The sequence below is a fragment of the Azospirillum sp. A29 genome (assembly GCF_042604625.1).
Classification (GTDB): Bacteria; Pseudomonadota; Alphaproteobacteria; order Azospirillales; family Azospirillaceae; genus Azospirillum; species Azospirillum palustre.
Map to the genome: position 1 here is coordinate 341,236 of NZ_CP170470.1, position 26,431 is coordinate 367,666.

Here is a 26,431-nt window from a genome sequence, read left to right on the forward strand (position 1 = left end):
ATGAAACACTATCTCGTCACCGGCGGCAGCGGCTTCATCGGCGCCGCCCTGGTCCACCGTCTGGTCCGTGAGGGCCACCGTGTCCGCGTTCTGGACGACAATTCGCGCGGACATACCGGGCGGCTGGCCGGCGTGCTCGACGATGTGGAGTTCGTCCAGGGCGACATCCGCGACGCTGACGCCGTGCGCGGGGCGGTGCGCGGCGTCGACGGCGTGCTCCATCTGGCCGCTGTCAACGGAACCAAGCATTTCTACGAGAAGCCGGAAGTGGTGCTGGACGTCGGCGTGCGCGGCATGCTGAACGTGCTCGACGCCTGCCGCGCCGACGGCGTGGGCGATCTGGTCGTCGCCTCCTCCTCGGAAGCCTACCAGACCCCGCCGATGGTGCCGACACCGGAGGACGTGCCGCTGGTGGTGCCGGACGTGCTGAACGCCCGCTACAGCTACGGCGGCTCCAAGCTGATCTCGGAGCTGCTGGCCGTCAATTGGGGCCGCAGCGGCTTCGACCGCGTCGCCATCTTCCGTCCGCACAACGTCTACGGGCCCGACATGGGCTGGGAGCATGTGGTGCCGGAATTCTCCCGCCGCGCGGTCGAGGCCATCGCCGGCCACCCGAACGGCACGGTGCCCTTCAAGATCCAGGGCGACGGCCGCCAGACCCGCGCCTTCGTCCACATCGACGACGCCATCGACGGCATCGTGACGGTGGTCGACAAGGGCGAGCATCTCGGCATCTACCATGTCGGCAACCCGGAGGAGGTCACCATCGCCGACCTCGCCCGCCAGACGGTCGCCTGCCTCGGCCGCGAGGCCCAGGTGATGCCCGGCCCGGCGGCTCCCGGCGGCACCGACCGCCGCAGCCCCGACATCGCCAAGCTGACCGCGCTGGGCTTCACCCCGCGCATCCCGCTCTCCGCCGGTCTGCCCGGCGTGGTCGAGTGGTATGCCGAGCGAGCGCGTGCCGATCTGGGGCGCATGGGGCAGGCGGCGGAGTAGGACGTCATCGGGGAGCGCGACCGCCGGTCGCGCTCCCATCCGTCACCGCTGCGAACGCGGACTCCCGCCTTCGCGGGGATGACGGCCGATGAGGCATTCGTTCGCACAAGATCTTAAGGAGACGGCCCGCATGGACCGCAACAGCCGCATCTTCGTCGCCGGGCACCGGGGACTCGTCGGATCCGCCATTCTGCGGCGGCTGACCGAGGCCGGGCACACCGACCTCGTGATCCGCGACCGGTCGCAGCTCGACCTGACCGATCAGGCGGCGGTGCGCGCCTTTTTCGACCGCGAGGGCATCGAACAGGTGATCCTGGCCGCGGCGAAGGTGGGCGGCATCCTCGCCAACGACCGCTTCGGCGGCGATTTCATCCGCGACAACCTGCTGATTCAGAACAACGTCATCGACGCCGCCTGGCGCGCCGGCGTGAAAAAGCTGCTGTTCCTCGGTTCCTCCTGCCTCTATCCCAAGCATGCCGAGCAGCCGATCAAGGAAGAGGCGCTGCTGACCGGCGAGATGGAGCCGAGCAACAAGCCCTACGCCGTCGCCAAGATCGCCGGCATCACCATGTGCCAGGCCTACCGCCGCCAGTACGGCTTCAACGCCATCTGCGCCATGCCGTCCAACCTGTACGGCCCCGGCGACCATTTCGAGCCTGAGACCTCGCATGCGCTGCCGGGCATGATCCGGCGCTTCCACGATGCCAAGGTGGCGGGCGACCCGACGGTCACCCTGTGGGGCACCGGCACGCCGCGGCGCGAGTTCCTCTATGTCGACGACATGGCGGATGCCTGCCTGCATCTGATGGACCATTACGACAGCGGGGAGATCATCAATGTCGGTCCCGGCGACGACATCGCCATCGCCGACCTCGCCGCACTGATCCGCGACACCGTCGGCTATCCCGGCACGCTGACCCACGATCTGAGCAAGCCCGACGGCCACCCGCGCAAGCTGATGGACGTGTCGCGCCTGCTCGCCACCGGCTGGCGCCCGAAGGTGTCGCTGGAGGAGGGGCTGCGCCGCACCTACGACTGGTTCCTGGAGAATGCCGCTCCGGAGCGTCGCCAAGCCCCCAAGCAGGCAGCGGAGTAACGCCCGATGCCGGACGATTCCATCCATCTGCGGCCGCCGGCTTTCGACCGGCCGGCTTCCAAGGCTTCAGCGGGCGCGCCTTCCCTGGCGGACGTGCCCGTGCCGGAAGAACTGCTGCTCGTGGCGCAGAGCTATTGGCCGGAACCGGCCGGCAGCGCGCCGATGATGACCGACCTCGCCACTGCCTTCGCGGCGGCCGGGGCCGAGACCACGGTGCTGACCGCGCGTCCCAACTATCCCGGCAACAAAGTCTATGACGGCTACGCCGACGGGTCGCAGGACAGCAAGACGGTGGAGGGCGTGCTGATCGAGCGCCTGCACACCATCCCGCCGGCCGGCGGCGGCATGAAGGCCCGGCTGATCCACGAGGGCGTCCTGCATGCCGGCTTCGCCGCCGCCCGCGCCCGCGGCCGGGTCGGACGGCATGCCGCCGTGCTGTCGCTCTGCCCGTCGATCCTGTCGGTGGCCATCGCCAACCGCTTCAAGGCGCCGGGCGGCCGCCACGTCGCCATCGTCCACGACATCCAGTCCGGCCTCGCCGGTGCCTTGGGCATGGGCGGCAAGGCGGCGGTCAAGGCGATCCGCGCCATGGAGCGCGCGGCCCTGAACCGCGCCGACGCCATCGTCGTGCTGTCGGAGCCGATGCGCGGCGTGCTGGAAGAACTGGGCGTCACCCGGCCGATCCATGTGATCCCGCCCCATGTCGATGCCGACGCGGTCCACCCGCTGCCGCGCCCCGACCAGCCGCCGACCGCGCTCTACAGCGGCGCCTTCGCCCGCAAGCAGGGGCTGGAGCAGGTGCTGGACATGGCCGGTCATCTGGCCGAGCTGATGCCGCAGGCCCGCATCAAGATGCGCGGCCAGGGCGGGCTGGAGGAGGAGCTGAAGGGCCGCGCCCGCGCCATGGGGCTCGGCAACGTGATCTTCCAGCCGCTGGCGCCGAAGGACCAACTGAACGAGGCGATGGCGGAGGGCGACGTCCATCTCGTGCCGCAGCGGCCCGAGGGGGCGGCCTTCGCGATGCCCGGCAAGGCGGTGACCATCCTCGCCGCCGGCCGGCCCTTCGTCAGCACCTGCCTGCCGGGATCGGCGCTCGCCACGCTGGAGGCGCAGGTCGGCGCCTTCCTCTGCACCCCGCCGGAGGAGCCGCGCGCGATGGCCGAGGCGGTGGCAGCCCTGCTGTCGGACCCCGCCCGCGCCACCGCCATGGGCCGCCGCGGCCGCGCCTGGGTGGAGGCGAACGCCACGCGCGCCGTGGCGCTCGACCGCTACGCCCGCCTTCTGTTGGGAGAGGCAGCATGAAGAAGCCCGCGCTGGTCTTCAGTTGGGAGATGTTCGGCCCCTACCACATGGACCGGCTGGAGGCGGTCGGCCGCCGGCTGGGCCATGTCTACGACGTGATCGGGCTGGAGGTCGGGTCGAAGTCGCACACCTACGCCTGGGATTCGACCGGGACGGGGCAGAATTTCCGCAAGATCACCCTGTTCCCCGGCCGGTCGAAGGCGGACCTGTCGAAGGCCGCGGTCTACCGCGCCCTGCTGCGCGAATGCCGCAATGCCGACGCGCGCTATGTCTTCCTCTGCCATTACGAGGATCCGGACGTCTTCGCGCTCGCCCTGACCATGCGGCTGATTGGCCGCAAGGTCATCAACATGAACGCCTCCAAATACGACGACAAGCCGCGCATCCTGTGGCGCGAAATGGTCAAGAGCGTCTTCTACTCCCCCTATCAGGCGGGGATCGGCGGCAGCCACCGCACGGTGGATTACTTCCGTCTGTTGGGACTCCCGAAGGACCGGCTCTACATCGGGTACGACACGCTGTCGTTGGACCGCATCCGCCGCCTGTCCGGGATGGAACCGGCCCCTGGGGGAGTACCCTTCGCCGACCGCCACTTCACCATCATCGCGCGCTTCGTCCCGAAGAAGAACTTGTTCCGGGCGGTCGAAGCCTATGACATTTACCGGCGGCTGGCCGGTCCCGCCGCCCGACCGCTCCACCTCTGCGGATCCGGTCCGCTGGAGGCGGAACTGCGAGCCGAGGTGACGCGGCGCGGGCTGGACGGGTCGATCGTCTTCCGCGGCTTCCTGCAGGAGAAGGGGATCGCCGAGACGCTGGGGTCCACGCTCTGCCTGCTTCTGCCGTCGCTGGAGGAGCAGTTCGGTCTGGTGGTGAACGAGGCCCTCGCCATGGGCGTTCCGACCATCCTGTCCGACCAGTGCGGAGCGCGCGACGTGCTGATCCGCAGCGGGTTGAACGGCCACATCGTGGAGCCGGACAACCCCGAGGGACTGGCGCGCTACATGCTGTCGGTTGCGGGCGACGAGGACGAGTGGCGCCGCCTGAGCCTGAACGGGCGGCCCTTCCAGGCGTTGGCCGACGCCAGCTTCTTCGCCCTGTCGGTGGAGAAGGCCGTGGTGGCGCTGGGCGGCCCGAAGGCGGAGCGCAGCGCGGACACGGACTATGTGTCCGACTATTCCGCCGACCCGGAGGGTGGCCAGCATGGCCGGTCGACCGGAGCGGCACTGACCGGGAGTTGACGATGGAACGGAACGCGCGCACCCATGTGGTCGTCTCCGGGCGCCTGCCGCCGCCGGTGGATGGGATGAGCCGGGTGACGGCCCTGGTGCTGGAGCGCTTGCAGGACCGCATGCGGGGGCGTGGCCGCGTGGAGGTCGCCGACCTGTCACCCGGTTGGAACGGCGGCGGCGCCGTCTACCATCTGCGCAAGATGACGCGGGTGTTCGGCACCATGGGCCGGCTCGCCGCCGGGCTGCGCAAGCCCGACCGCCGTTTCTACATGCCGGTGGATTCGGGCTGGGGCGCGCTTTACACCGCAGCCTTGGCCGGGACCGCGCGGCTGTTCGGCTATGAGCGGGTGCTGCACCATCACTCCTTCGCCACCATCTCCAAGCCGACCTGGCGGATGCGGCTGCTGACTCGCGTCGCCGGCAGCGACTGCACCCATGTCCTGCTGTGCCCGGCGATGCAGATGCGCTTCCAGTCGATCTATCCGGCGGCGCGCACCTGCATGACCATGTCGAACGCCATCTTCTCGGCTCCCGGCGTCCTCCCGTGTCCGCAGCGCGACGGTCCCCTGCGCATCGGCCATCTGTCGAACCTGTGCAGCGAGAAGGGGCTGGACACGCTGTTCGCCCTGCTGCGCGCCCTGCAGCTCGAGGGGGTGGACGCCAGGCTCGTGCTGGCCGGTCCGGGGCTGAAGCCGAAGGACAACGCGATGATCGCCGCCGGGCTGATGGCCTTCGACGGGGCGGTGGAGTATCACGGCCCGGTCCATGGCGAGGCCAAGGAGGCCTTCTACCGCGACATCGACGTCTTCGTCTTTCCGACCCGCTACCGCAACGAGGCGCAGCCGCTGGTGCTGTTCGAGGCGATGGCCGCCGGCGTTCCGGTGCTGGCCTATGAGCGCGGCTGCATCGGCTCCGACATTCCGGCCGACGGGCTGGTGCCGCAGAATGCCGACTTCGTGAAGGCGGCCGTTCCGATCCTGTCGGCCTGGGCCGACGACCGCGAGGCGCTCGCCTCCGCCTCGGCGCAGACGCTGACCCGTGCGCGCGTGGCCTATGAGACCAGCCGCAGCGGCCTGGACCTGCTGCTGGACCGCATCGCCGGCCCGCACCCGGCCGCCGCAGCCGCCGCAGTGCCGGCCAAGCGCCGCGTGGCGGGGTAGGGGAGAAGCCAGGGGCGGCTTTACGCCCCACTCCCCAACGGCAGTGCCGTCTCGAACTTGATTTCCTTCAGGGCGAAGTTCGAGCGGATGCGGACCTGGAAGGGAAGCTGGAACACAAACTCTTCCAGAAAGCGGTTGTAGTCGGCGATGGCCCGCACCGCGACCCGCAGCAGATAGTCGGCGTCGCCCGACACCGCGTAGCATTCCAGAACCTCCGGCCGTTTGCGCACCGCATCGATGAAGATGGCGGCGGTCTCGGCGGAATGGCGGTCAAGCGTGACATGGGCGAAGACACACTCGCCGACCGACGCCGCCTTGGGATCGACCAGCGCCGTGTAGCGGCGGATCACCCCGGTTTCCTCCAGCGACTTCAGGCGACGCCAACAGGAGGAGGGCGAAGTGCCGACCCGGTCGGCCAGCTCCTGCACGGTCAGGCGCGAATCCTCCTGCAAGGCGACGAGGATTCTGATGTCGATTTCCGATAGCGCTGCGGGCAACGGCAAGAATCTCCGATCACAGGCTGAATGTCGAAAAATCCTGCCAAAATCATAGGTGTGCCCGCTTCACTTTGAAAGCTCTTTCCACGGACAGTCCGGCATACTGATCGCAGGACAATTCAAGGGAGAGGCGATCATGGCCGACATGTGGGACAACCCGATGAAGACCGACGGATTCGAGTTCATCGAATTCACGGCGCCGGACACCGTGGCGCTGGGCCGCCTGTTCGAGCAGCTGGGCTTCACGGCAATCGCCCGCCACCGGTCGAAGGACGTCACGCTCTACCGCCAGGGCGACGTGAACTTCATCGTCAATGCCGAGCCGTCGGGCTTCCCGCGCAACTTTGCAGCCCAGCACGGCCCGTCGATCTGCGCCATCGCCTTCCGCGTCGGCGACGCCGCCTTCGCCTATCGCCGGGCGCTGGACCTCGGCGCCTGGGGTGTCGAGACCCGCGTCGGCGCGATGGAACTGAACATCCCCGCCATCAAGGGCATCGGCGATTCGCTGATCTACCTCGTCGACCGCTATGCCGACCGCGGCAGCATCTATGAGGTCGATTTCGTGCCGCTGCCGGGGGTGGACCAGCATCCGCAGGGTGCCGGCCTGACCTACATCGACCATCTGACCCACAACGTTCACACCGGACGGATGGAAGAGTGGGCCGAGTTCTACACCCGCCTGTTCGGCTTCCGCGAGATCCGCTATTTCGACATCGAGGGCAAGCTGACCGGCCTGCGGTCGAAGGCGATGACCAGCCCCTGCGGCAAGATCCGCATCCCGATCAACGAATCCGCCGACAACAAGTCTCAGATCGTCGAATATCTGCGCGACTACAGGGGCGAAGGCATCCAGCATGTGGCGCTCGGCACCAACGACATCGTCCGCACGGTGGAGACGATGCGCGGCATGGGCACCCCGTTCCAGGACACGCCCGACACCTATTACGAGCGTGTCGATACCCGTGTGCCGGGCCACAACCAGGATCTGAAGCGCCTCCAGGCCAACCGCATCCTGGTCGACGGTGCTCCGACCGAGGGCCAGGGACTGCTGTTGCAGATCTTCACCCAGAACGTCATCGGCCCGATCTTCTTCGAGATCATCCAGCGCATCGGCAACGAGGGTTTCGGCGAGGGCAACTTCAAGGCGCTGTTCGAATCCATCGAACTCGACCAGATCCGCCGCGGTGTGCTGAGCGAAAACGCGGCCTGAGCGTCGACCAATTCTCCAGGCAGATTCCGAACGCCGTCCGGTCGCAAAGCCGGGCGGCGTTTCCGCGTTTAGAATAGCGGATTTGCGTCATTATTTCCATAATTCTACTTATGTGTTTTTTGTCCCCTATGACCGGTGCCATCCCTCTCATTCCGGATGGATATATCGACCTCATCGAAGGTGAACGTGACGCACCAGTTGCACGAGACGGGCATACATATATTCGGCCCCTCACCGGCAGAACGTGCGAAAAGGCTCAACTGCGCAACGCGCGATTTCCTCGGCACGGTCCATGGCCGGAGGATGCTCCTTTACCGGAGCTGGGGAGCGGCACCGGCGGCCTCGGCCGCGGCGATTGCCGCTCCCCCTTGTCGGGAATGGACCGACGTCGTGCTGGGCTTCATCATGAAGCCATTCAGGCAGGAACCACCAGCCGTCCGGCCGGTGGCTTCGAGACGACCGAACCGCGCCGATCCCAGCAGCCGTCAACCAGCAGCCGTCAACCAGCCGCTGTCCGATCCGTCCGCAACCCACTCAGCCATCCCCTGCCCCTCCACCGATATACCCACCCTCCGAAGGCCGCGATCCCAATACAGCCTCAGTTGCGGCTGTCCTCTCAGGCTTTCAACTCATTAAGGCGCTGCAAAACGGCTTCTTCCCGGACACTCTCGGCTCGGGCATCGGTCCAGGCGTCCCCACAGGCACCGCACGTGGTAACGGGGACCCGCACATCGACGGTCGCCATAAGAACGTCCCCTGGTCCATAGGGGAAACGGACCGCCTGCGTTTCCACACTGTGGACGAGGTTTGTGCTCCCGCACTTCGGGCAGAGCTTGTCGAGGGGTTCCCCGAAGTCCGTGTTCAACATCACTTTCGATTTTCCTTTACGGGTGTTGAGCGCAGGCAGTCTTGGAGACGGGCCCGCCGACCCATTATCGCCCACCCGGCGACCCACTCCAAGCTTATGGAGAAGCTATTCTTTTTTTCAGGTGGCAATGCCCTCGACCAGACGGTGGCGACCCGCTCCGGATGCATCCGGTATGGAGCACCGGCCTTGTCGACCTGCCCATGGTTGAGGGCTTTGGCAAACTGGCTGCCGCCCTGCTCAATCTGGTCGGCCGGCTGCCCAGACGGGCGGCGGACGGAACCGAGAGCCCGGCGTCGGGCCGAGCCGCCTCCGTGGAGAGTCCGGCGGCCGATGCCTGGGTGCTGGACCATGTGGACTGGCTGCTGCGCGACCCCCGTGGCCGGACGGTGCATGTCACCTCGTCGGAGATGCGTCTGCTCGACGCCATGCTGCTGGCGGCGCTGGGCTATCGCGAGGACGAGTCCGGCAACCGCAGCCTCGACGTGCTGGTTTCCCGCTTGCGCCGGAAGATAGAGATCACCATGGGCGGCAAGGCGCCGATCCAGACGGTGCACAACCGCGGCTATCTGTTTTCAGCCCCGGTGCTGGAAATCGGCGGTCCGGACAAAGCCGTGGATAGGGCGGTCGACAGGGCGGGGCCGCAGTGATCGCCTCAGCGGCCCAAGCTGGCCATGGAAGCCGGGTCTCCGGTTCCATTCTTCAAGCGCGACATCCGGATGTCGCATGCAACCGACATTCGCAATGTCTGGCGGCCCAAAAACGGCAAATCGCCCTTCACCCAAAGGCTTCCATCAAATAGAAACGGCTGAGCCCCAGGTAACCGGGCAAAATTTGCCGGTCATTTTCTACCGGACCGACCAAATTGCCGGAGTTTCATTTTTCTCTGATTCGCCTAAAAAGCAATCGTCCGTTTTTTGTCTCATTCATGCCACGGGAAACGCCCTCATTCATAATTTCCTAACCATAAGTGTTAGTACCCGATTAAGGCTAACAGACGAGCCTGCGGAACGAGGCGATACCCATAAAGTGGAGTTCCAAAATGGCTACCACCAACACCGACGGCACGATCCAGGTCACCTTTGCGGTCAATGCCTGGGGCTCGGCAGTCGGCGGAAAATGGCCGCATTTTCAACTGCTTCTGGATGGTGCCAGCATCGGCGAGGCCACCGTTTCATCCGCCACCCAGTCCCGCTACACCTTCACCGCAAACGTACCGGCCGACAAGGCGCATGCGCTGCAGCTGGTCTACGACAACGACGATACGGTTAACGGCGAAGACCGCAACCTGTTCGTCAAGTCGTTCGAGGTGAACGGCAAGACCATCCTGTCGATCGACCCCTCAGTCAAGTATGACACCGGCAAGATCGACGGTCTGAACGTCATCTCCGGCCAGACCGAGATGTATTGGCCGGGCGTGCTGAACGTGCCGCTGCCCGCCACCCTGTTCCCGTCCGCCGCCACCGTGCCGGACGCCGAGACGGCCGCCACCATGACTACGACGATCAAGGTCAGCGCCTATGGCGTCAGCGCCGCCGGACAGGCGCCGCACTTCAAGCTGCTGGTTGACGATCAGGTGGTCGGCGATGCCTGGGTCAGCGCCACCTCGCCCGCCGATTACACCTTCACCGCCAAGGTGGACCCGAACGAGGCCCACAAGATCCAGATTGGTACGACAACGACGCCACCGTGAACGGAGTCGACCGCAACCTGTTCGTCAAGTCGATCAACATCGACGGCAAGACCATCGCCTCGACCTCCGACATGGCCTCCTACGACAAGGGTCCGGTGGACGGCAAGTTCGTCGTCGCCGGCCAGGAAGGCCTCGATCGGGGCGGTGCCCTGACCTTCGGCGTGCCGGAGGAGTATTTCGGCGGCGCCTATGTCCCGCCGCCCCCGCCGCCGCCGAGCAAGGCGGTGGACATTGTCGTCAACGCCTACGGCACCTCGGCCGGCGGGCAGGCCGCGCATTTCAAGCTGCTGGTCGACGGGCAGGTGATCGGCGACGCCAAGGCGGCGGCGACGACCACCGGCTACAAGTTCACCGCTGACATCGACCCGACCAAGGCCCACACGGTCCAGGTCTGGTACGACAACGACGCCAGCGTGAACGGCGTCGACCGCAACCTGTTCGTCAAGTCGGTCTCGATCAACGGCCACAATGTCGCCGTCACCGACAGCATCGTCACCTATGACAAGGGTGCAGTCGACGGTAAGGACGTGGTGAAGGGCCAGGAGGGTCTCTACTGGGGCGGCGCGCTCAACATCAAGGCCGGCACCGACCTGTTCAGCGATACGCCCGCCACCCAGACGCCGGTGCCGACCGCCCCGACCAAGTCCGCCTTCTACGTCGCCGCCGACGGCAAGGACAGCTGGTCCGGCAAGCTGGCCGCCCCCAACGCCGACGGCACCGACGGTCCCTTCGCCAGCCTGGAGAAGGCGCAGGCCGCCATGCGGGCCAACTCCACCATCGACACCACTTATGTCCGCGAGGGCACCTATCACCTGACCAAGACGCTGGAGCTGACCTCGCTCGACAACGGCCACAGCTTCCAGAACTATCCCGGCGAGAAGCCGGTGCTCAGCGGCGGCGAGGTGGTGAAAAGCTTCACCAGCGAGGGCAACGGCCTCTATTCGGCCAAGCTCGGCACCGCCAGCAGCCTCGACCTGATCGTCGGCGACGTCCGCCAGCATCTGGCCGAAAAGTTCGCCTACGACGCCGCCGACGTCACCAGCGGCTGGCACTTCGCCGACGCCGCCTCGGGCGGGCCCAGCGGCTGGTCGATCCGCTCGCACGGCACCGACGTGACCGCCGCCGACATCCAGCCGGGCACGCTCATCCAGATCATGGATGCCGAACGGCTGGGCGACACGCTGGGCACCATCGCCAGCTTCAACGCCTCCACCCGCACCATCATGCTGAAGAACGGCGCCTCCCTGCCCTTTGCCGAAGGCACCACCTACAAGCTGCTGAACAACGCCGCCTATGTCGATCAGGCCGGCGAGTTCGCTTGGCGGGCCTCGGACGGCAAGCTGCTCTACAAGGCCGCCAGCTCCGGCTTCGCCTCCAGCGGCGTCGAGGTGCCGCGGCTGGACACGCTGATCAAGCTGAACGGCGCCAGCAACGTCACCATCGACGGGCTGACTTTCAAGAACACCACCACCGGCGGCGACGCCCTGCTGCTGACGAAGTCGAGCGGCAACCACATCAGCGACAACAGCTTCCTGAACGTCGGCACCGCGATCAAGCTGACCGCCGCCTCGTCCAACAACGACATCGCCCACAACACGCTGAACCATCTGGCGGAAAGCGGCATCGAGATGGACGGCCGCAGCAACGGCAACAGCATCTACGGCAACAGCATCAGCAACATCGGCGAAGTGCGCAAGGCGGTGTCCGGCATCATCGGCACCGGCGTGGACAACAACCTGATCTCCAACAACGACATCGACCACAGCGCCCGCTACGGCATCTCGTTCAAGGATTACGGCGGCACCACCAACACGGTGAACCACAACAACATCATCCAGTTCAACCACATCTCCCACACCGGGCTGGAGACCGCCGACGGCGGCGCCATCGAGATCCTCGGGCGGTCCAGCGTCGATACCGGCATGGTGATCCAGGGTAACTGGATCGAGCATGCCAACGGCCTCGCCACCAGCAACCAAGACACTTGGCTGTACGGCCAGAAGGGCTTCGGCATCTATCTGGACGACATGGCCGGCGGCATCACCGTCAAGGACAACTTCATCAAGGACGCCGACTGGGCCTCGGTGCAGATCCATGGCGGCGACAACAACGTGGTGACCAACAACTTCTCGGTCATTGCCAGCAATAAGGAAGATTTCATCCGAATCGAATGGCAGCCGGTGCATGGCACGGCCGGCGACCCGCACAACAACACGATCACCAAGAACGTGGTGATGGGAACCCTGCCGCTGGACGACTACATCGAGCTGCTGAGCGCCAACGACTTCGTCATCGACAACAACCTTGTCTACAACGTGCCGAAGTACGGCGATCACGACGTGATCGGCAAGCCGATGTTCAACAATGCCTATTGGGGCGACTATTCGCTTCTGCCGACCTCGCCCGCTTTCGCGATGGGCATCCACGACCTCGCCTGGGCCAAGATGGGTGCCGATGGCGTCGCCGCGGTCGGCTTGGAGCATTTCTGGGACGGCGTCTGATCGCCCGATCCTGAAGCCGGCTTAGAGGGGGGCCGGCGCATCGGGGGTACGCCCTCGACGTGCCGGCCCCAGCGGTGGGCGGAGCCTGTTTTGCTCGAGGTCGAGCGACGGAGGCTCCGCCCACATGCGTTTCGGAAAGCGTCCCAAAAGACACCCCCGGTGTGCGGCACAAGCGCAATCGGCGCAGCCGTGCCCCCTGCTTGGCGTCCGCGCCGCAGCGCACCATATGCAGGCCGCGCTCCGCTGCGGACAGGCCCAAGCTGCCCGGATCGGGGCGCATTCCCATTCCAGACCGGACGGACTGAGACAGTTTCCGATGAAGCAAGCGATGTGGACCGCAGGATGGACCGCGGGAGCCGTGGCGAAGACCCTGGGGGCCGGCCTCCTGCTGTGGGCCGCCTGTGCGGCGGGGGCGGCCTCGGCCCAACAGGACGACAGGAAGCCGAAATTCGGCCCCGACGCCGTGCCGATTACCCGCTCGGTCGATTTCGTCCGCACCACGCCCGCACCGGATTACTGGGCGCTCAGCCCCTATTACGTGCCGCAGACGACCGGCGCCTCCTGTTCGGTGGCCAGCGTGACGATGATGCTGAACGCGCTGCGCGGGTTGCCCGGGCTGGCGTCGGAACGGCTGGTCACCGACAAGCAGCTGCTCGACCGTCTGGACGACGATCATTGGCGCGACGCCACCGCCGAGGATGGCGAGGGCATCTCCTTCGGCGAGCTGATCACCTATGTCCGCCGCAGCCTGAGCGCCTACGGCATCGACGCCGAGGTGGAAGTCTGGCGCCCGCGCGACACCTCTCCCGCCACGCTGGCGGAACTGCGCCGCATCCTGTCCGACAACGAGCGCAGCGCCGACGACATCATCCTGCTGGCCTTCGACCAGGGCACCTTGACCGGCGACATCGGCCTCGGCCACATCGCGCCGCTCGGCGCCTACGACGCGGCGAACAAGCGCGCGCTGGTGATGGACCCCGACCGCGCCTGGTACGTCCCCTATTGGACCAGCGACGCCCGGCTGTTGGAGGCGATGCTGAAGCCCGACCGCGCCGATCCCGAGGGCAGCGGGCTGATCCGCGTCCGCAGCCGCCGGGTTTCCGGCTCAGCGCCCTTTACTTCACTTCCTGGCTGGTCAGGTCGGAGGGATTCTGCGACCGAGTCGGCTCGTTCGGCTGATCCGGTTCGCTCGCCCACTGGTTCGGGCGCGGCACCAGGTTGCCGTTCAGGTCGGGCGGCGCCCGGCGCACGTCGGCGAGCGCCTGCTGCAATTCCTGGCTTCCCGTGGCGGCGGAGCTGGACGGGTTCGGCGGCTTGGTGCCCTGCGCGGTCGGATGCGGATCCTGGCTCTGCTGCACCTTGCCGTCACGGGCGAGCGCATCGCCGGCGGACTCCTTCGATCCGGACTCGACCGGAGCGGCGGCTGGCTGCTGGCTCTGCTGCTGATCCGCCTGCTGTGCGGCGGCACTGGCCAGCGGCAGGCCGGACAGGAGCCCCGACAGCAGCAGGGCGGCGGCGAACTTGCACATGGCGCATCCTTCCGATGGGGCCATTGGGGCGTTGGGCCTTTTGGGGAAAGCCGTTGGAGTCCAATGCGCAACGGCACCAAACGGCCGGCGGCGCGTTGTACCGGGAACAGAGTCAGGCTTTCAGGCCGTCCGGTCCCAGCCCATCAGGAACACCGACAATGCCCAGTGAGTTCCCGTCCTCCGCCGTCCCCTCCTCCACTGCCGCCGCCACCGCTCCCGCCTCGCCCCAGGACCGCGCCGAACGGCGCAGCGTCGGCGTGGTGGTGGAGCGGCGGCGCGTCGACAATCCGTGGATCGAGGCGCGCTGGCAGCCGGTGATGCTGGTCCCGGCCGACCCCACCCTGCCCGACTGGAGCGTGCTGGCCGAAGGGCCGGACTGGACGCGCCATTACGCCGGCACCGCCGAGATCGCCCTGTTCCCGACCGAGGCGGAGAACTACAAGCACAATCTCGACGGTGGCAGCCCCAGCGCCTACGTCATCCTGCGGCCGGGCGGGCGAGCGCCGGGGATGCAGCTGCTGGCGGTCACCGCCGACCCCGGCGAGATCGACGCCCATGCCGAAGCCGGCGACGACGTGATCGAGGCACTGCCGCTGCCGATCCCGCTGGTGCTGTGGATGGACGGCTTCGTCGCCCGCCATTTCGTCGAGCGCCCCTTCCACAAGCGCAAGCGCGACCGCGCCGACCCGGAAGCCCTGGCACGGCACGCAAGCCCGGACTGCCGCAGCATGGCTGAGCGCGGGGAGGAGGGCTTCCTCGGCCGCTGGTCGCGGCTGAAGCGCGACGCGCGGGCGGAGGAGCCGGTGCTGGAGCCGGCGGAAGAACTGCCGGAAGCCCTGCTGCCCGAGCCGGTGCCGCCCGAACCGTCGCCTGGAGAGAACGGCGAGGAGGTGGCGGACCTGCCTTCGCTGGACAGCCTGGGCTCCGACAGCGACTACACCGGCTTTCTGCGCCGAGAGGTTCCGGCGGACCTGCGGCGTGAAGCCCTGCGCCGGGCCTGGTCGAGCGACCCGGTCATCGCCGGCTTCCGCGGCTTCGCCGAATATGATTGGGACTACAACGCACCCGGCTATGGCGCCCTGCGCCCCACCGACGACATCGCCCGCCTGTTGGACGCCGTGCTGCCCGACGAGAAGCGGGAGGAGGAAGAGGCGATTGAGGCGGAGGTGGTGGCTGATGCCGGAAATCCGTCGGAGGCTTTGCGGCCCCAGACCGCAGATGAATTGGAGAGGCCTCCCGTCGACGGAGACGATCGGGGGCGAAGCGGTATCAGCCCTCCCCTGCCGATGCGGCATGACGCATCATCGGATAAGGCACCAATCCCCTCTCCCCCCCGGGGAGAGGGTTAGGGTGAGGGGGTCGCGCGGCGGCCCCTTCCCGAAAATCCTCATCTGTGCATCCCCCTCTCCCAAGAGGGAAAGGAGGATGCCAAGTGCTGGCCTGAACACCCTCAGATACACCGCCCGCCATCGACCTCCAGGCACACGCCGGTCAGGAAGTTCCCCTCGTCGGAGCAGAGATACAGCGCCGCGTTGGCGATGTCGGCCGGGGTGGACAGGCGTCCCAGCGGGATGCTGCTGAGGAACTGCTCGCGGCGTTCCGGCGTGTCCTGGCCCATGAAGCGGTGGAGCATGCCGGTCTCGCCGGCCACGGGTGCGATGGCGCAGACGCGCACATTGTCGGCCGCCAGTTCCGCCGCCATCGACTTGGTCAGGGTGATGACCGCCCCCTTGGAGCCGTTGTACCAGGTCAGGTTCGGCCGTGGCCGCAGCCCGGCGGTCGAGGCGATGTTCAGGATCACCCCGCCGCCATGGGCGCGGAACACCGGCACGGCGTGGATGGCGCTGTGATAGATCGACTTCACGTTGACGGCGTAGATGCGGTCGAAGGTGGCCTCGTCCACATCCAGCATCGAGCCGTAGCGGTGGGTGTAGCCGGCATTGTTGACCAGGATATCGAGCCGCCCGAACTCGCCCAGCGCCGCCGAGACGATGGCCTCGTAATCCTCCCCGACCGCGACGTCGGCGCGGACGGCGAGTGCGGTCTCTCCCAGGCTGTCGGCGACGCGGCCGGCGGCAGCCTCGTCCAGGTCGGCGACGATGACGCGGGCCCCTTCGGCGGCGAAGCGTCGGGCGATGCCCTCGCCGAAGCCCGATCCCCCGCCGGTGACGACGGCGACCTTGTCAGACAAACGCATGAGCGGTTCCTCCCCGGCAATTCTCGATCCGAGATGCGCACGGCCGTTGCGGCGCGCGGACTCCGTTCAACAGGGAACCGGCGCTTTCGGCCGCATCGTGCACACGACGTAGATTGTGAACACGGCGAAGAATGCATGATAGCGCGAAGCTGCCCTATGGGGCAGTCGCCATCGTCCGCTATATCGTTTTGCAGAGATAGAGGAGAGAATGGCGCGAGTGACGGGACTTGAACCCGCGGCCTCCGGCGTGACAGGCCGGCGCTCTAACCAACTGAGCTACACCCGCGCTATGGCTCCCGGTGCTGGACTCGAACCAGCGACAAGCGGATTAACAGTCCGCTGCTCTACCAACTGAGCTAACCGGGAACGGAGGACCGCCTTATATGGCTGATGGCGAAAGCTGGCAAGCGGAAAAATGCAAAGCTCTGCATTTTTCCGGAAAAAGGCGGGTTTCGCGCCCTTCGTCTGTGACATTGCACCTGGGTCGCAGCCATGGGTTGCCGGTGCACAGGCTTGCTCTTGACAGCCCGGAGCATCTCAGGCTTTTTCTCGCCTCCTCTCCCCCACCATTGCCGCAGGCCCCGATGTCCGAGGTCGTCCCCTTCGCCGCCGCCCGCGAGGCGCTGCTCGCGCGCCTGACCGAACAGTTGCCGCCCTCGTCGGAATGGGCGGGCCGGCTGATGCTGATGCCGGAAGGGAGACGGGTGGAACCGATGCCGGCGGCCGACGCCGTGGAGTCGCTGCGCGCCTTCCGCGCCGGGCTGGGCGAAGCGGTCGGTGCCGCCGCCTGCTCGGTCGGCGGGGTATGGGTCGGGCGGGAGGATTGCCTGGACTGGGACGGGCTGCTGGCGCCGCTGGCGGTCGCCGCCGCTTATGTGGTCGGGCGCACCCAGTCGGCCGGCGGCTTCGCCGCGGAGCTGTTCCGCTGCAAGGATGCGCTCGCCGGCTGGGGCGTGCGCGGCCTGCGCGGCGAACCGGCGGTGGCGCGCGCCGCCGGCTATGCCGTGGTGTCGGTCAGCCGCCGCCCGGACGACAACGAGATCGTGCTGGACCGGGTGATGGACACCTTCGCCTTCGTCATGCGCAGCCTGGGCGAGCCGACGGTGGCGGCAGCCGACATGGACCGCCGGCTGGTCAAGCGGGCGGTGCCGTTGCGGCGATAAGAAATTTTGCGGTAAGACAGAGTTCGGTGAGGGCTGAACCCGCCCTCACGCTTGCGCGCCCTTATCCGCGGGCGCGCTCGATCTCGACGCCGACGCTGGCGGCATCGGGGAAGACATCCAGCTTTTCCACCCGGACCTTGGCCACCGTCACCCGCGCGTCGGCGAGGCAGCGCTCGGCGATGCGTTCGGCCAGCGTTTCCACCAGCGTGACGTGGCCCTGGGTGACCACGCCCTTGACGACGGTCGCCATGTCCTCGCCGGTGACGCCGGGGGCGATCACGTCGAGATCCAGGTTCAGGCGGATGCGCTGGGGCTTCAGCCGTTCATGGGCATAGACGCCGATCAGCGCGTCCATCACCAGATCGCGCACGAAACAACGGGTGGACAGCGTCGCCGGGGCCGAACGCGGCACCGGGGCGGTGACGGTGGCGAAGAGCTTGTTCATGGCCGACAGCCCTAACACGGCAACGCCACCGCTGCCAAGCAACCGTCCCCGCTGGCGCCTATGCCGGACGGACAGGTCTGGGGTGGACTCAGTGCATTTCCGAGCGGATGCGCTCGCGCAGCACGTCGATCGGGCGCAGATCCTCGCCCTCCTCATAGTGCCAGAAGGTCCAGCCGTTGCAGGCCGGCAGGCCGGCCATCGCCGCCCCCACCTGATGGATCGAGCCGCGATGGTCGCCGCGCGGGCCGGAGCCGATCAGCGTGCCGTCGGCGCGCACGCGGGCGGCAACGCGGCGGCGGTGGTCGAACAGGGTCGAGCCCGGACGCAGCAGCCCGCGCTCCACCACCCAGCCGAAGGGAATGCGCGGTGCGGCGCGCTTCGGCGGGGTGTCGAGGATCGCCGCCTCCGGCGCCTCCTCCACCGCGTCGATTCGGGCCTGGGCCGCCTTGACGTAGGTGTCGTCGCGCTCCAGCCCGATCCACTTGCGCCCCAGCCGCTTGGCGACAGCCCCGGTGGTGCCGGTGCCGAAGAAGGGATCCAGCACGACGTCGCCGGGACGCGACGAGGACAGGATCACCCGGTACAGCAGTGATTCCGGCTTCTGCGTCGGGTGGGTCTTCTTGCCGTCCTCGTCGCGCAGCCGTTCGCCGCCATTGCAGATCGGCAGCAGCCAGTCGCTGCGCATCTGAAGATCCTCGTTGAGGCTCTTCATCGCGTCGTAATTGAAGCGGTAGCGCGCATCCCTGTCGCGGGCCGCCCAGATCATCGTCTCGTGGGCGTTGGCGAAACGGGTGCCGCGGAAGTTCGGCATCGGGTTGGTCTTGCGCCAGACGATGTCGTTCAGAATCCAGAAGCCCAGATTCTGCAGCGTGGCGCCGACGCGGAAGATGTTGTGATAGCTGCCGATCACCCACAGCGAGCCTTCCGGCTTCAGGATGCGGCGGGCGGCCGCCATCCAGTCCTGGGTAAAGCGGTCATAGGCCTCGAAATCGTCGAACTTGTCCCACTCGTCATCCACCCCGGCGACGCGGGTGTGGTTCGGCCGCAGCAACTCACCCCCCAACTGCAAGTTGTAGGGCGGATCGGCGAAGATGAGATCGACCGAAGCGGGCGGCAGATCGTTCATGAGAGCGATGCAATCGCCGACCAGGATACGGTTTTCAGGGAGCATTTTACGACCGGCAAAGAACTGGGACTCGGCCGGACAATGAGTCTCGGCCGAGTCGCCGTCAACAGCTTTCTTTGCCAAGTGACGACGGCTCAGCCGCTCAGTGCCCTTTGGCGTTTCACTGGTGCAAAACTGACTCGGTGATGCGGCGTGACACCATGACGGGTCAATGCTTCCAGATGCTCCGGTGTTGGATAGCCGGCGTTTCGGTCCCATCCATAGTGTGGATACTGGACCGACAACCGCAACATCTCGCTGTCGCGCGCCACTTTGGCGAGAATAGAGGCGGCGGCGATGGACTGGCTGCGGCTGTCGCCCTTGACGACCGCCACCCTCTCGCACGCGATGTCGGGGGTGAATTTGCCGTCGATCAGCGCCGCGTCGGGGGCGGGGCCGGGGAGCGCGAGATAGGCCCGCTTCATCGCCAGCAGCGTCGCCTTGTGGATGTTCAGCTCGTCGATCTCGGCGGCCGACGCCTCGGCGATGGCGAAGGCGAGCGCATGCGCCCGGATCGCCGGCTCGATCTCCTCGCGCAGGCGCCGGTTGACCGCCTTGCTGTCGTCGATCAGGGCGGCGATCTCCGGCGGCAGCCCTTCGGGCGGCAGCACCACGGCGGCGGCGACCACCGGGCCGCAGAGCGGGCCGCGCCCGACCTCGTCGATGCCGCAGACGCGGCGGCCGGGACCGAAGCCGGCCTCCAGCGACAGGTCGGGGCGTTTCCGGGGGATGGCGGCTTTGCGAGATGCTTTGGCAGGCATGGGCGGACAGCCTTCCGGGCAGCGGTGGAGCATGGATCGGGATGGGGCCGCTTGATAGCGGCGGCGGAGTCCGCGCGCAAGGCCGCCGCAGATTGCGGCCATGTGCGCCAACCAGCCTCTTGAGAAGCGGCGCACGGCTGCGCTATGGATGCGCCCCGCGAAGCCGGACCCCACCATCAGCGATTCTGCCGCAACCCGCCCCGCCATCACCCGAGAGCAGGCCATGACCGACACGACCCAGACCGCCGCCGAATGCCCCTGCCGTTCCGGCAAGCCGCTGGACGCCTGCTGCGGACCTTATCTGGCCGGCATGCCCGCCCCGACGGCCGAGGCGCTGATGCGGTCGCGCTATTCGGCGTTCGCCACCGGCAACATCGACTATCTGCACGACACGCTGCTGCCCAGCACCCGCGACGACTTCAACCGTGAAGAGATCGAGACCTGGGCCAAGAACAGCGTGTGGACCGGCGTGGAGATCCGCTCGACCGAAGACGGCCAGCCGGGCGACAGCGAGGGGATCGTCGAGTTCGTCGCCCGCTTCAGCATGAACGGCAAACCGATGACCCACCACGAGACCAGCCGTTTCGCTCACCAGGACGGCCGCTGGTACTATGTCGAGGGCCAGCTGGGCGCCCGTCCGCGCAGCGGTCCCAAGGTCGGCCGCAACGACCCCTGCCCCTGCGGCAGCGGCAAGAAATACAAGAAGTGCCACGGCGCCTGACCGGGCCCGATCTTGAGTCGCGGCTGAATCGTCACGCTGCACCTGCACAAAAACGGCCGAATCGCCCCGCCCCGCCTGCCTGTCAGGCGGCGGCGGTGTTTTTGTTGTGCGCGAATGGGGAAATTGCGCAATCCTGATTGAATTATGGGTCGGAACCGATCATCCTTCGCTGGCCCTGTTCCGGGTGTCCCTTCTTTGGTTTTTGCCGGGATGGGGTTTAACACGACAGATGAGACGATAACTAATGTTCGACCGTCCGCAGCGCTCTTCCTTCCGCGCTCCTGAAATCACCCAGCGCGACATCCGCGCCACCGTCAAGTGGTTCAACGCCACCAAGGGCTTCGGCTTCGTCACCCCCGACGATGGGTCGCCCGACGCTTTCCTGCACTCCACGGTTCTGCAGTTCTGCGGACACGACAGCCTGCCCGAAGGCGCCACCATCACCTGTGATCTGTCGCGCGGCCCGAAGGGCCCGCAGGTCGCCACCATCCACGCGGTCGACACCTCGACCGCTGCTCCGAGCCGTCCGTCGCGCGCCCCGCGCGAGCGTGACAGCTGGGGCAACGACGGCGGCTACGGCGGCGGCAACAGCTACGGCGGTGGCAGCAGCCGCGGTGGCTACGGCGCCGACAGCTACGGCGATTCGGACGGCGGCGAAGTCGTCGACGGCACGGTGAAGTGGTTCAACGTGTCGAAGGGCTTCGGCTTCATCGCCCCGTCGACCGGCGGCAAGGACATCTTCGTGCACATCCGTGCGCTGGAGCGGTCGGGCATCAACGGCCTGGATGACGGTGCGCAGGTCCGCGTCACCATCCGCCAGGGCGCCAAGGGCCCCGAGGCTCAGCGCGTCGAGATGGCCTGATCTCTCATCGGTCGTTGTGATGTGAAAAAGCCCCCGCTCCATCGGAGCGGGGGCTTTTTCATTGGTGCTGTTCGGAAAAGCTTTCCGCTCACTCCAGATGGTCCAGCGGCAGCCGGGTCTCGAACTTCACCTCCTTCAGGGTGACGCTCGATTTGACATGCGACACTGCGGGGATGGAGAAGATGCGTTCGCTGAGGAAGCGGCCGTAATCCTCGGTGGTCGGCACGACGATGCGCAGCAGATAGTCGGCGTCGCCGGTGACTGCAAAGCATTCCAGCACCTCCGGCATGCTGGCGATGGCGGTTTCGAACTGGTCGACCGCATTCTCCTTGTGGCGCTCCAGCGTGACGTGGGCGAAGACGCATTCGCCGAGCCCCAGCTTGCGCGGGTCGAGCTGCACCGTGTAGCGGCGGATGACGCCGATCTCCTCCATCGACCGCACCCGGCGCCAGCAGGGGGAGGCCGACAGGCCGACCGTGTCGCCCAGCTCCTGCATGGTCAGGCGGGCATTCTCCTGCAGGGCCGCCAGAATCCCTTTCTCATGCCGGTCGAGCTTGATCGCCGCCATTGGCACCCTCTCCGTCCGTCCAATCGTTGCATCTGCAAACATAAGCAGGGCCGGCAGCCGGTGCGAGCCCTTCCATGCAACCAATCGCCCTGTCCCGGTGTTGCTCCGGGGGTGGGTGGAGGGCCGGCAGGCGCGAGGAGAAGACCGTGTTCGATTGGATTGTCGGTATGGTGGAGCAGACGGGCTATCTCGGCGTCGCTCTGCTGATGTTCGCGGAGAACCTGTTTCCCCCCATTCCGTCGGAGCTGATTCTGCCGCTGGCCGGCTTCACCGCCGCGCGGGGCGACCTCGGCCTGCCGATGATCATCGTCTCGGGCACCGTGGGCGCCGTGCTGGGGGCGCTGTTCTGGTACGGGATCGGCCGCTGGGTCGGCAGCCGCCGGCTGAAGCAGTGGGCCGCGCGCCATGGCCGCTGGCTGACCATCGCACCGGAGGAGGTCGATGAGGCCGCCGCCCATTTCCGCGAGCATGGCGGCCGGGCGGTGCTGATCGGCCGGATGATCCCGGCGGTGCGCACGCTGATCTCGATCCCCGCCGGGGTGTCGAACATGGCGCTGGTGCCCTTCCTGCTCTACACCACCGTCGGCACCGCGATCTGGACCACCTTCCTGGCGAGCGCCGGCTATCTGCTGGAGGACCGCTACCAGCAGGTCTCCGGCTGGCTGAACCCGGTGTCCAACATCGTCGCCGCCGGGATCGCCCTCTGGTACGTCTACCGCGTCGCCACCTTCGGCCGGCGGTCGGCCCGCCAGCCGGCGGAATAACGGCCAAGCCCTTTTCCGCACAGAGGAAAAGTAGACCTGCCTGGCTGGACGGTCCGGCTGCCGCCATGCTCTGACTGGCGGGTCCGACCGTCAGCGGGAGCCGTTTCCATGAGTTCCAATCCGACCATCATCCTCGTCCATGGCGCCTTCGCCGACGGGTCCTCCTGGGGCCGGGTGATTTCCCGCTTGCAGGCGGAGGGGTTCGCCGCGGTCGCGGTGCAGAACCCGCTGGTCTCGCTCGACGACGATGTCGCCCATGTCCAGCGCGCCATCGACCGGACCAAGGGGCCGGTGGTGCTGGTCGGCCATTCCTGGGGCGGGGCGGTCATCACCCAGATCGGCGGGCAGGAGCGGGTGAAGGCCCTGGTCTATGTCGCCGCCTTCGCTCCCGACGTGGGGCAGTCGCCGAACGACACGCTGAAACCCTTCCCGCCGTCGGCCGGCCTGTCGGGCGTATCGGTGGACAAGGGCCGGTTCCTGACCCTGACGCCGGAGGGCATGGCCCGCAACTTCGCCCAGGACCTGCCGGCGGAAGAGGCCGCCCTGCTGGCCGCCACCCAGGGGCCAGTCGCAGCGGCCTGCTTTGCCAGCAAGGTCAGCGCTGCCGCCTGGAAGACCAAACCCGCATGGTATGTCGTCGCCAGCCAGGACCGCATGCTGCCGCCGGATTTCCTGCGCGCCACCGCCTCGCGCATCGGCGCCCGGACGGTCGAGGTCGAAAGCGGCCACGCCCCCCACCTGTCGCGCGCCGATGCGGTGGCGGCGGTGATCGTCGAAGCGGCCCGCGCTATCTAGACCGTCGCACCGCCCCTGGCGTTGTGCCGCGCCGCCGCCGCAGGCTGCGGGTCAGGGCGCTCTGGTCGGAGAAGCCGACCGCCAACGCCACCTCCGCCAGCGGCAGGCGGCCGTCCCGCAGCAGCGCCTCTGCCCGGTCCAGCCGCAGCTCGGCCAGCAGGCGGGCCGGAGTGCTGCCGGTGCGGGCCCGGAAGCGTTCATGGAACCGGCTGGGCGCCAGACCGGCCGCTTCGGCCAGTTCGGTCACCGTCAGCGGCTCGCCGCAGCGCTCCGCCATCAACGCCAGGGCGCGGTCGACGGGATCCTTCGGTATGGGCGATATGGGCCGCGGCGGTTGCCGCGCCTCCAGCGCGCGCAGCAGCAGCCCCGCCGAGTGATGGGCCAGCACCGGGTCGAGCGGCCGGTCGGCCGCCTCCGCCGCCAGATAGCGCACCAGCCCATCCAGCGCTCCGTCGATGGCGAAAAAGGCATCGCAGGCGCGCACCGCCGCCTCCGGCACCAGCCCCGCGGCCGGCACGTCCAGCACGACGAAGCGGTTGGCGCCGCCGCTGCGGAAGCTGTGCGGCACGCCGTCGGCCACCAGAACGCCGCGTCCGTCTCCCACCCGGCCGCAGGCGCCGCCGACCTCCATGTCGAGGGTACCGGCGATGGGCAGCACGATCTGGTGATGGTCATGCGCGTGCCGCCGTTCGTGCCCGTCGTAACTGCGGGTGCTGACGGTCGGCCGATGCGGGGACGCCACGCCGGCGGACTCCTGAAATCGGTTCGAGGGACCAATGGTACGCCCTCGACCATTCCGCCGGCAACCGCCCTGTTGCCGGGCGCTGCTCGGCAAATACCGATTTGCGAAACTGAGTTCCGGCAAATGACCATGACAATCGAATGAAGTCTCTGGACGCATTTCGAACGGATATGGCGATATTCGCCCACCTATTCACTTCACCGTGATCTGATATTCCGGACGAACGGTTGCGACATCGGACAGCCCGTCCTTATGAGTATTTTCAAATAAGAAAAGCGACCGCCAAGGCACGGATCGTTCGTCATCCGACAAAAAACACTCATAAAAGGAACGCCCGATGTACCGAGATCGCATCCGCCTGAAATCCTTGTGGGGCAAGGTGGTGCCGGCGGAAGAAGCCGCCTTTCTCATCAAGGACGGCATGACCGTGGGCATGAGCGGCTTCACCCGCGCCGGCGACGCCAAGGCGGTGCCGCTGGCGCTGGCCGAGCGCGCCGCGTCGGAAAAGCTGAAGATTACGCTGATGACCGGCGCCTCGCTGGGCAACGATGTCGACAGGATCCTGACGGAGGCGGGGGTGCTGTCGCGTCGCCTGCCCTTCCAGGCCGATCCGGTGCTGCGCAAGGCGATCAACCGCGGCGAGGTGATGTTCGTCGACCAGCATCTGTCGGAAACGGTGGAACTGCTGCGCTCGCGCCAGATGGGTCCGGTCGATGTCGCGGTGATCGAGGCCTGCGCCATCACCGACACCGGCGGGATCGTGCCGACCACCTCCATCGGCAATTCGGCGACTTTCGCCATCCTGGCCGAGAAGATCATCATTGAGCTGAACCTGACCCAGCCGCTGGATTTGGAGGGGATGCACGACGTCTACATCCCGACGCGCCGCCCCTTCCGCGAACCGATCCCGGTGGTGACGGCGGAGAGCCGGGCCGGCCTGCCCTACATCCCCATCGATCCGTCGAAGATCGCCGCCATCGTGGTGACGCGCAAGCAGGACAGCTCCGCCAGCATCCTGCCGCCCGATGACGAGACCAACGCCATCGCCGGCCACCTGATCGAGTTCTTCGGCCGCGAGGTGAAGCAGGGCCGGCTCGGCCGGTCGCTGGCGCCGCTCCAGGCCGGCATCGGCACCATCGCCAACGCGGTGCTGCACGGGCTGATCGACGGGCCGTTCCACGACCTGACCATGTACAGCGAGGTGCTGCAGGACAGCACCTTCGAGCTGTTCGACGCCGGCAAACTGACTTTCGCCTCGGGTTCCTCGATCACGCTCAGCGCCGGGAAATATGCCGAGGTGCTGCCGAAGATCGGCTCCTACAAGGGCCGGCTGCTGCTGCGGCCGCAGGAGATCTCCAACCATCCGGAGGTGATCCGCCGTCTGGGCGTCATCGGCATCAACACGGCGCTGGAGTGCGACATCTACGGCAACGTCAACTCGACCCACGTCAACGGCACGCAGATGATGAACGGCATCGGCGGCTCCGGCGACTTCGCCCGCAACAGCCACCTCGCCATCTTCGTCACCAAGTCTTTGGCCAAGGGCGGCGCCATCTCCAGCATCGTGCCGATGGTCACCCATGTCGACCACAACGAGCATGACGTCGACGTGCTGGTGACGGAGGTCGGACTGGCCGACCTGCGCGGGCTGGCGCCGCGCGAGCGGGCGGAGACGATCATCCGCAACTGCGTCCATCCCAGCTACCGCGAACTGGCCGACGACTATCGCCGCCGGGCGCTTCAGCGCGGCGGCCACACCCCGCACCTGCTGGAGGAAGCCTTCGCCTGGCACACCCGCTTCCAGCAGACCGGCAGCATGATGCCGGCGCCGCTGGCGGCCGAATAGGGTCCCTCAAAAACGGGCGGGCCGCGGAATGCCGCGGCCCGTTCCCGTTACCCATATGCCGTCAGATGTGCTGCCCGCCGTTGCGCTCCAAGTAGAGAAGCAGTGCTGGATAATAATGCTTGCGCTCGGACGAAATCTTCTCGCAGAAACGGCGCGCAGCTCCGCTCTTGAGCCAGTCCTCAAGCTGGCCGTTCTGCCGTTTTTCCGCGACGATGGCATCGATCGCGTCCAGAATCTTGTGAATCACCTCAGGCCTCGTCTTATGAAAATCGGAGCGGCGTCTTCGTCGCTCTCACAATCCTATATGCGCTCGCCAGACGGTGA

General features: G+C 67.1%; 25 protein-coding genes, 2 tRNA genes and 1 pseudogene. 17 read left to right on the forward strand and 11 right to left on the reverse strand.

Features of this window, described 5'->3' with window-relative positions; all coding sequences use genetic code 11:
- The 5 genes from ABNQ38_RS37305 to ABNQ38_RS37325 all read left to right on the forward strand — a co-directional run bounded on the left by ABNQ38_RS37305 (window position 1) and on the right by ABNQ38_RS37325 (window position 5,783).
- Window positions 1–996, forward strand: coding sequence for an NAD-dependent epimerase/dehydratase family protein (locus ABNQ38_RS37305; RefSeq protein WP_377811491.1), 996 nt, complete (start codon window positions 1–3; stop codon window positions 994–996).
- A gap of 130 nt (window positions 997–1,126) precedes the next feature.
- Entirely contained in the window at window positions 1,127–2,092 is a 966-nt protein-coding gene (locus ABNQ38_RS37310; protein WP_377811492.1) for a GDP-L-fucose synthase family protein, read from the forward strand.
- Window positions 2,093–2,098: 6 nt separating this feature from the next.
- Window positions 2,099–3,394 carry a glycosyltransferase family 4 protein gene (locus tag ABNQ38_RS37315; RefSeq protein ID WP_377811493.1) on the forward strand — a complete coding sequence of 432 codons (1,296 nt, stop codon included), beginning with the start codon at window positions 2,099–2,101 and terminating at the stop codon, window positions 3,392–3,394.
- On the forward strand, window positions 3,391–4,632 hold the full coding sequence (locus ABNQ38_RS37320) for a glycosyltransferase family 4 protein (RefSeq protein WP_377811494.1): 1,242 nt from the start codon (window positions 3,391–3,393) through the stop codon (window positions 4,630–4,632). Before ABNQ38_RS37315 ends, ABNQ38_RS37320 begins: the two co-directional genes overlap by 4 nt.
- Before the next feature lie 2 nt (window positions 4,633–4,634).
- Window positions 4,635–5,783, forward strand: coding sequence for a glycosyltransferase family 4 protein (locus ABNQ38_RS37325; RefSeq protein ID WP_377811495.1), 1,149 nt, complete (start codon window positions 4,635–4,637; stop codon window positions 5,781–5,783).
- 20 nt (window positions 5,784–5,803) lie between these two features.
- Here ABNQ38_RS37325 and ABNQ38_RS37330 read toward each other — a convergent pair whose 3' ends face one another.
- Window positions 5,804–6,280, reverse strand: coding sequence for an Lrp/AsnC family transcriptional regulator (locus ABNQ38_RS37330; protein ID WP_377811496.1), 477 nt, complete (start codon window positions 6,278–6,280; stop codon window positions 5,804–5,806).
- 136 nt (window positions 6,281–6,416) lie between these two features.
- Here ABNQ38_RS37330 and hppD point away from each other — a divergent pair, with 136 nt between their 5' ends.
- The 5 genes and pseudogenes from hppD to ABNQ38_RS37355 all read left to right on the forward strand — a co-directional run.
- Window positions 6,417–7,490: a 4-hydroxyphenylpyruvate dioxygenase gene (gene hppD / locus ABNQ38_RS37335; protein WP_377811497.1), complete on the forward strand. Its 1,074-nt coding sequence runs from the start codon at window positions 6,417–6,419 to the stop codon at window positions 7,488–7,490.
- A 1,068-nt stretch (window positions 7,491–8,558) separates the two neighbouring features.
- Window positions 8,559–9,005, forward strand: coding sequence for a winged helix-turn-helix domain-containing protein (locus ABNQ38_RS37340; protein ID WP_377811498.1), 447 nt, complete (start codon window positions 8,559–8,561; stop codon window positions 9,003–9,005).
- Between the two features lie 392 nt (window positions 9,006–9,397).
- Window positions 9,398–10,048 (forward strand): carbohydrate-binding domain-containing protein, encoded by a 651-nt coding sequence (locus tag ABNQ38_RS37345; protein WP_377811499.1) that lies wholly within the window; start codon window positions 9,398–9,400, stop codon window positions 10,046–10,048.
- Window positions 10,045–12,549, forward strand: a complete 2,505-nt coding sequence (locus ABNQ38_RS37350; RefSeq protein WP_377811500.1) for a right-handed parallel beta-helix repeat-containing protein — start codon at window positions 10,045–10,047, stop codon at window positions 12,547–12,549. Before ABNQ38_RS37345 ends, ABNQ38_RS37350 begins: the two co-directional genes overlap by 4 nt.
- A 328-nt stretch (window positions 12,550–12,877) precedes the next feature.
- Window positions 12,878–13,543: pseudogene (locus ABNQ38_RS37355) on the forward strand (phytochelatin synthase family protein); the annotation flags it as partial.
- A 121-nt stretch (window positions 13,544–13,664) separates the two neighbouring features.
- Here the strand turns inward: ABNQ38_RS37355 and ABNQ38_RS37360 are convergent.
- On the reverse strand, window positions 13,665–14,078 hold the full coding sequence (locus ABNQ38_RS37360; RefSeq protein WP_377811950.1) for a hypothetical protein: 414 nt from the start codon (window positions 14,076–14,078) through the stop codon (window positions 13,665–13,667).
- A 158-nt stretch (window positions 14,079–14,236) separates the two neighbouring features.
- Here ABNQ38_RS37360 and ABNQ38_RS37365 point away from each other — a divergent pair, with 158 nt between their 5' ends.
- The gene (locus tag ABNQ38_RS37365) at window positions 14,237–15,427 is read left to right on the forward strand and encodes a DUF3305 domain-containing protein (RefSeq protein ID WP_377811951.1); all 1,191 of its coding nucleotides are present in this window, start codon (window positions 14,237–14,239) and stop codon (window positions 15,425–15,427) included.
- Between the two features lie 101 nt (window positions 15,428–15,528).
- Here ABNQ38_RS37365 and ABNQ38_RS37370 read toward each other — a convergent pair whose 3' ends face one another.
- From ABNQ38_RS37370 to ABNQ38_RS37380, 3 genes are all read right to left on the reverse strand, one after another.
- The gene (locus ABNQ38_RS37370; protein ID WP_377811501.1) at window positions 15,529–16,275 is read right to left on the reverse strand and encodes a glucose 1-dehydrogenase; all 747 of its coding nucleotides are present in this window, start codon (window positions 16,273–16,275) and stop codon (window positions 15,529–15,531) included.
- Window positions 16,276–16,484: 209 nt separating this feature from the next.
- A tRNA-Asp gene (locus ABNQ38_RS37375) sits at window positions 16,485–16,561 on the reverse strand.
- Between the two features lie 4 nt (window positions 16,562–16,565).
- Window positions 16,566–16,641: transfer RNA gene (locus ABNQ38_RS37380), tRNA-Asn, on the reverse strand.
- Window positions 16,642–16,859: 218 nt separating this feature from the next.
- On the opposite strand from ABNQ38_RS37380, the gene ABNQ38_RS37385 reads away from it, so the two are divergent.
- Window positions 16,860–17,438 (forward strand): hypothetical protein, encoded by a 579-nt coding sequence (locus ABNQ38_RS37385; RefSeq protein ID WP_098736158.1) that lies wholly within the window; start codon window positions 16,860–16,862, stop codon window positions 17,436–17,438.
- Window positions 17,439–17,499: 61 nt separating this feature from the next.
- Here the strand turns inward: ABNQ38_RS37385 and ABNQ38_RS37390 are convergent, their stop codons facing one another.
- From ABNQ38_RS37390 to ABNQ38_RS37400, 3 genes are all read right to left on the reverse strand, one after another.
- Complete coding sequence (locus ABNQ38_RS37390) at window positions 17,500–17,883, reverse strand: dihydroneopterin aldolase (RefSeq protein ID WP_377811502.1); 384 nt, start codon at window positions 17,881–17,883, stop codon at window positions 17,500–17,502.
- An 88-nt stretch (window positions 17,884–17,971) separates the two neighbouring features.
- Window positions 17,972–19,054: a site-specific DNA-methyltransferase gene (locus tag ABNQ38_RS37395; protein ID WP_377811503.1), complete on the reverse strand. Its 1,083-nt coding sequence runs from the start codon at window positions 19,052–19,054 to the stop codon at window positions 17,972–17,974.
- 89 nt (window positions 19,055–19,143) lie between these two features.
- A complete protein-coding gene (locus ABNQ38_RS37400) occupies window positions 19,144–19,809 on the reverse strand; it encodes a ribonuclease HII (protein WP_377811504.1) in 666 nt (221 codons plus the stop codon).
- Between the two features lie 223 nt (window positions 19,810–20,032).
- Here ABNQ38_RS37400 and ABNQ38_RS37405 point away from each other — a divergent pair, with 223 nt between their 5' ends.
- Window positions 20,033–20,530 carry a YchJ family protein gene (locus ABNQ38_RS37405; RefSeq protein ID WP_376965896.1) on the forward strand — a complete coding sequence of 166 codons (498 nt, stop codon included), beginning with the start codon at window positions 20,033–20,035 and terminating at the stop codon, window positions 20,528–20,530.
- 244 nt (window positions 20,531–20,774) lie between these two features.
- Window positions 20,775–21,392, forward strand: a complete 618-nt coding sequence (locus ABNQ38_RS37410) for a cold-shock protein (RefSeq protein ID WP_377811505.1) — start codon at window positions 20,775–20,777, stop codon at window positions 21,390–21,392.
- Between the two features lie 88 nt (window positions 21,393–21,480).
- On the opposite strand, the gene ABNQ38_RS37415 is transcribed toward ABNQ38_RS37410, so the two are convergent.
- A complete protein-coding gene (locus ABNQ38_RS37415) occupies window positions 21,481–21,960 on the reverse strand; it encodes an Lrp/AsnC family transcriptional regulator (protein ID WP_377811506.1) in 480 nt (159 codons plus the stop codon).
- Window positions 21,961–22,106: 146 nt separating this feature from the next.
- Here ABNQ38_RS37415 and ABNQ38_RS37420 point away from each other — a divergent pair, with 146 nt between their 5' ends.
- Window positions 22,107–22,724, forward strand: a complete 618-nt coding sequence (locus ABNQ38_RS37420; RefSeq protein WP_211100336.1) for a DedA family protein — start codon at window positions 22,107–22,109, stop codon at window positions 22,722–22,724.
- 108 nt (window positions 22,725–22,832) lie between these two features.
- The gene (locus ABNQ38_RS37425) at window positions 22,833–23,519 is read left to right on the forward strand and encodes an alpha/beta fold hydrolase (protein ID WP_377811507.1); all 687 of its coding nucleotides are present in this window, start codon (window positions 22,833–22,835) and stop codon (window positions 23,517–23,519) included.
- Here the strand turns inward: ABNQ38_RS37425 and ABNQ38_RS37430 are convergent.
- Window positions 23,512–24,261, reverse strand: a complete 750-nt coding sequence (locus ABNQ38_RS37430; protein WP_377811508.1) for a helix-turn-helix domain-containing protein — start codon at window positions 24,259–24,261, stop codon at window positions 23,512–23,514. The two genes, ABNQ38_RS37425 and ABNQ38_RS37430, sit on opposite strands and share 8 nt — an antisense overlap.
- Window positions 24,262–24,598: 337 nt before the next feature.
- On the opposite strand from ABNQ38_RS37430, the gene ABNQ38_RS37435 reads away from it, so the two are divergent.
- Window positions 24,599–26,107 (forward strand): acetyl-CoA hydrolase/transferase family protein, encoded by a 1,509-nt coding sequence (locus ABNQ38_RS37435; protein ID WP_377811509.1) that lies wholly within the window; start codon window positions 24,599–24,601, stop codon window positions 26,105–26,107.
- Between the two features lie 61 nt (window positions 26,108–26,168).
- On the opposite strand, the gene ABNQ38_RS37440 is transcribed toward ABNQ38_RS37435, so the two are convergent.
- Window positions 26,169–26,354 (reverse strand): hypothetical protein, encoded by a 186-nt coding sequence (locus tag ABNQ38_RS37440; RefSeq protein WP_085092265.1) that lies wholly within the window; start codon window positions 26,352–26,354, stop codon window positions 26,169–26,171.
- Window positions 26,355–26,431 lie beyond the last annotated feature (77 nt).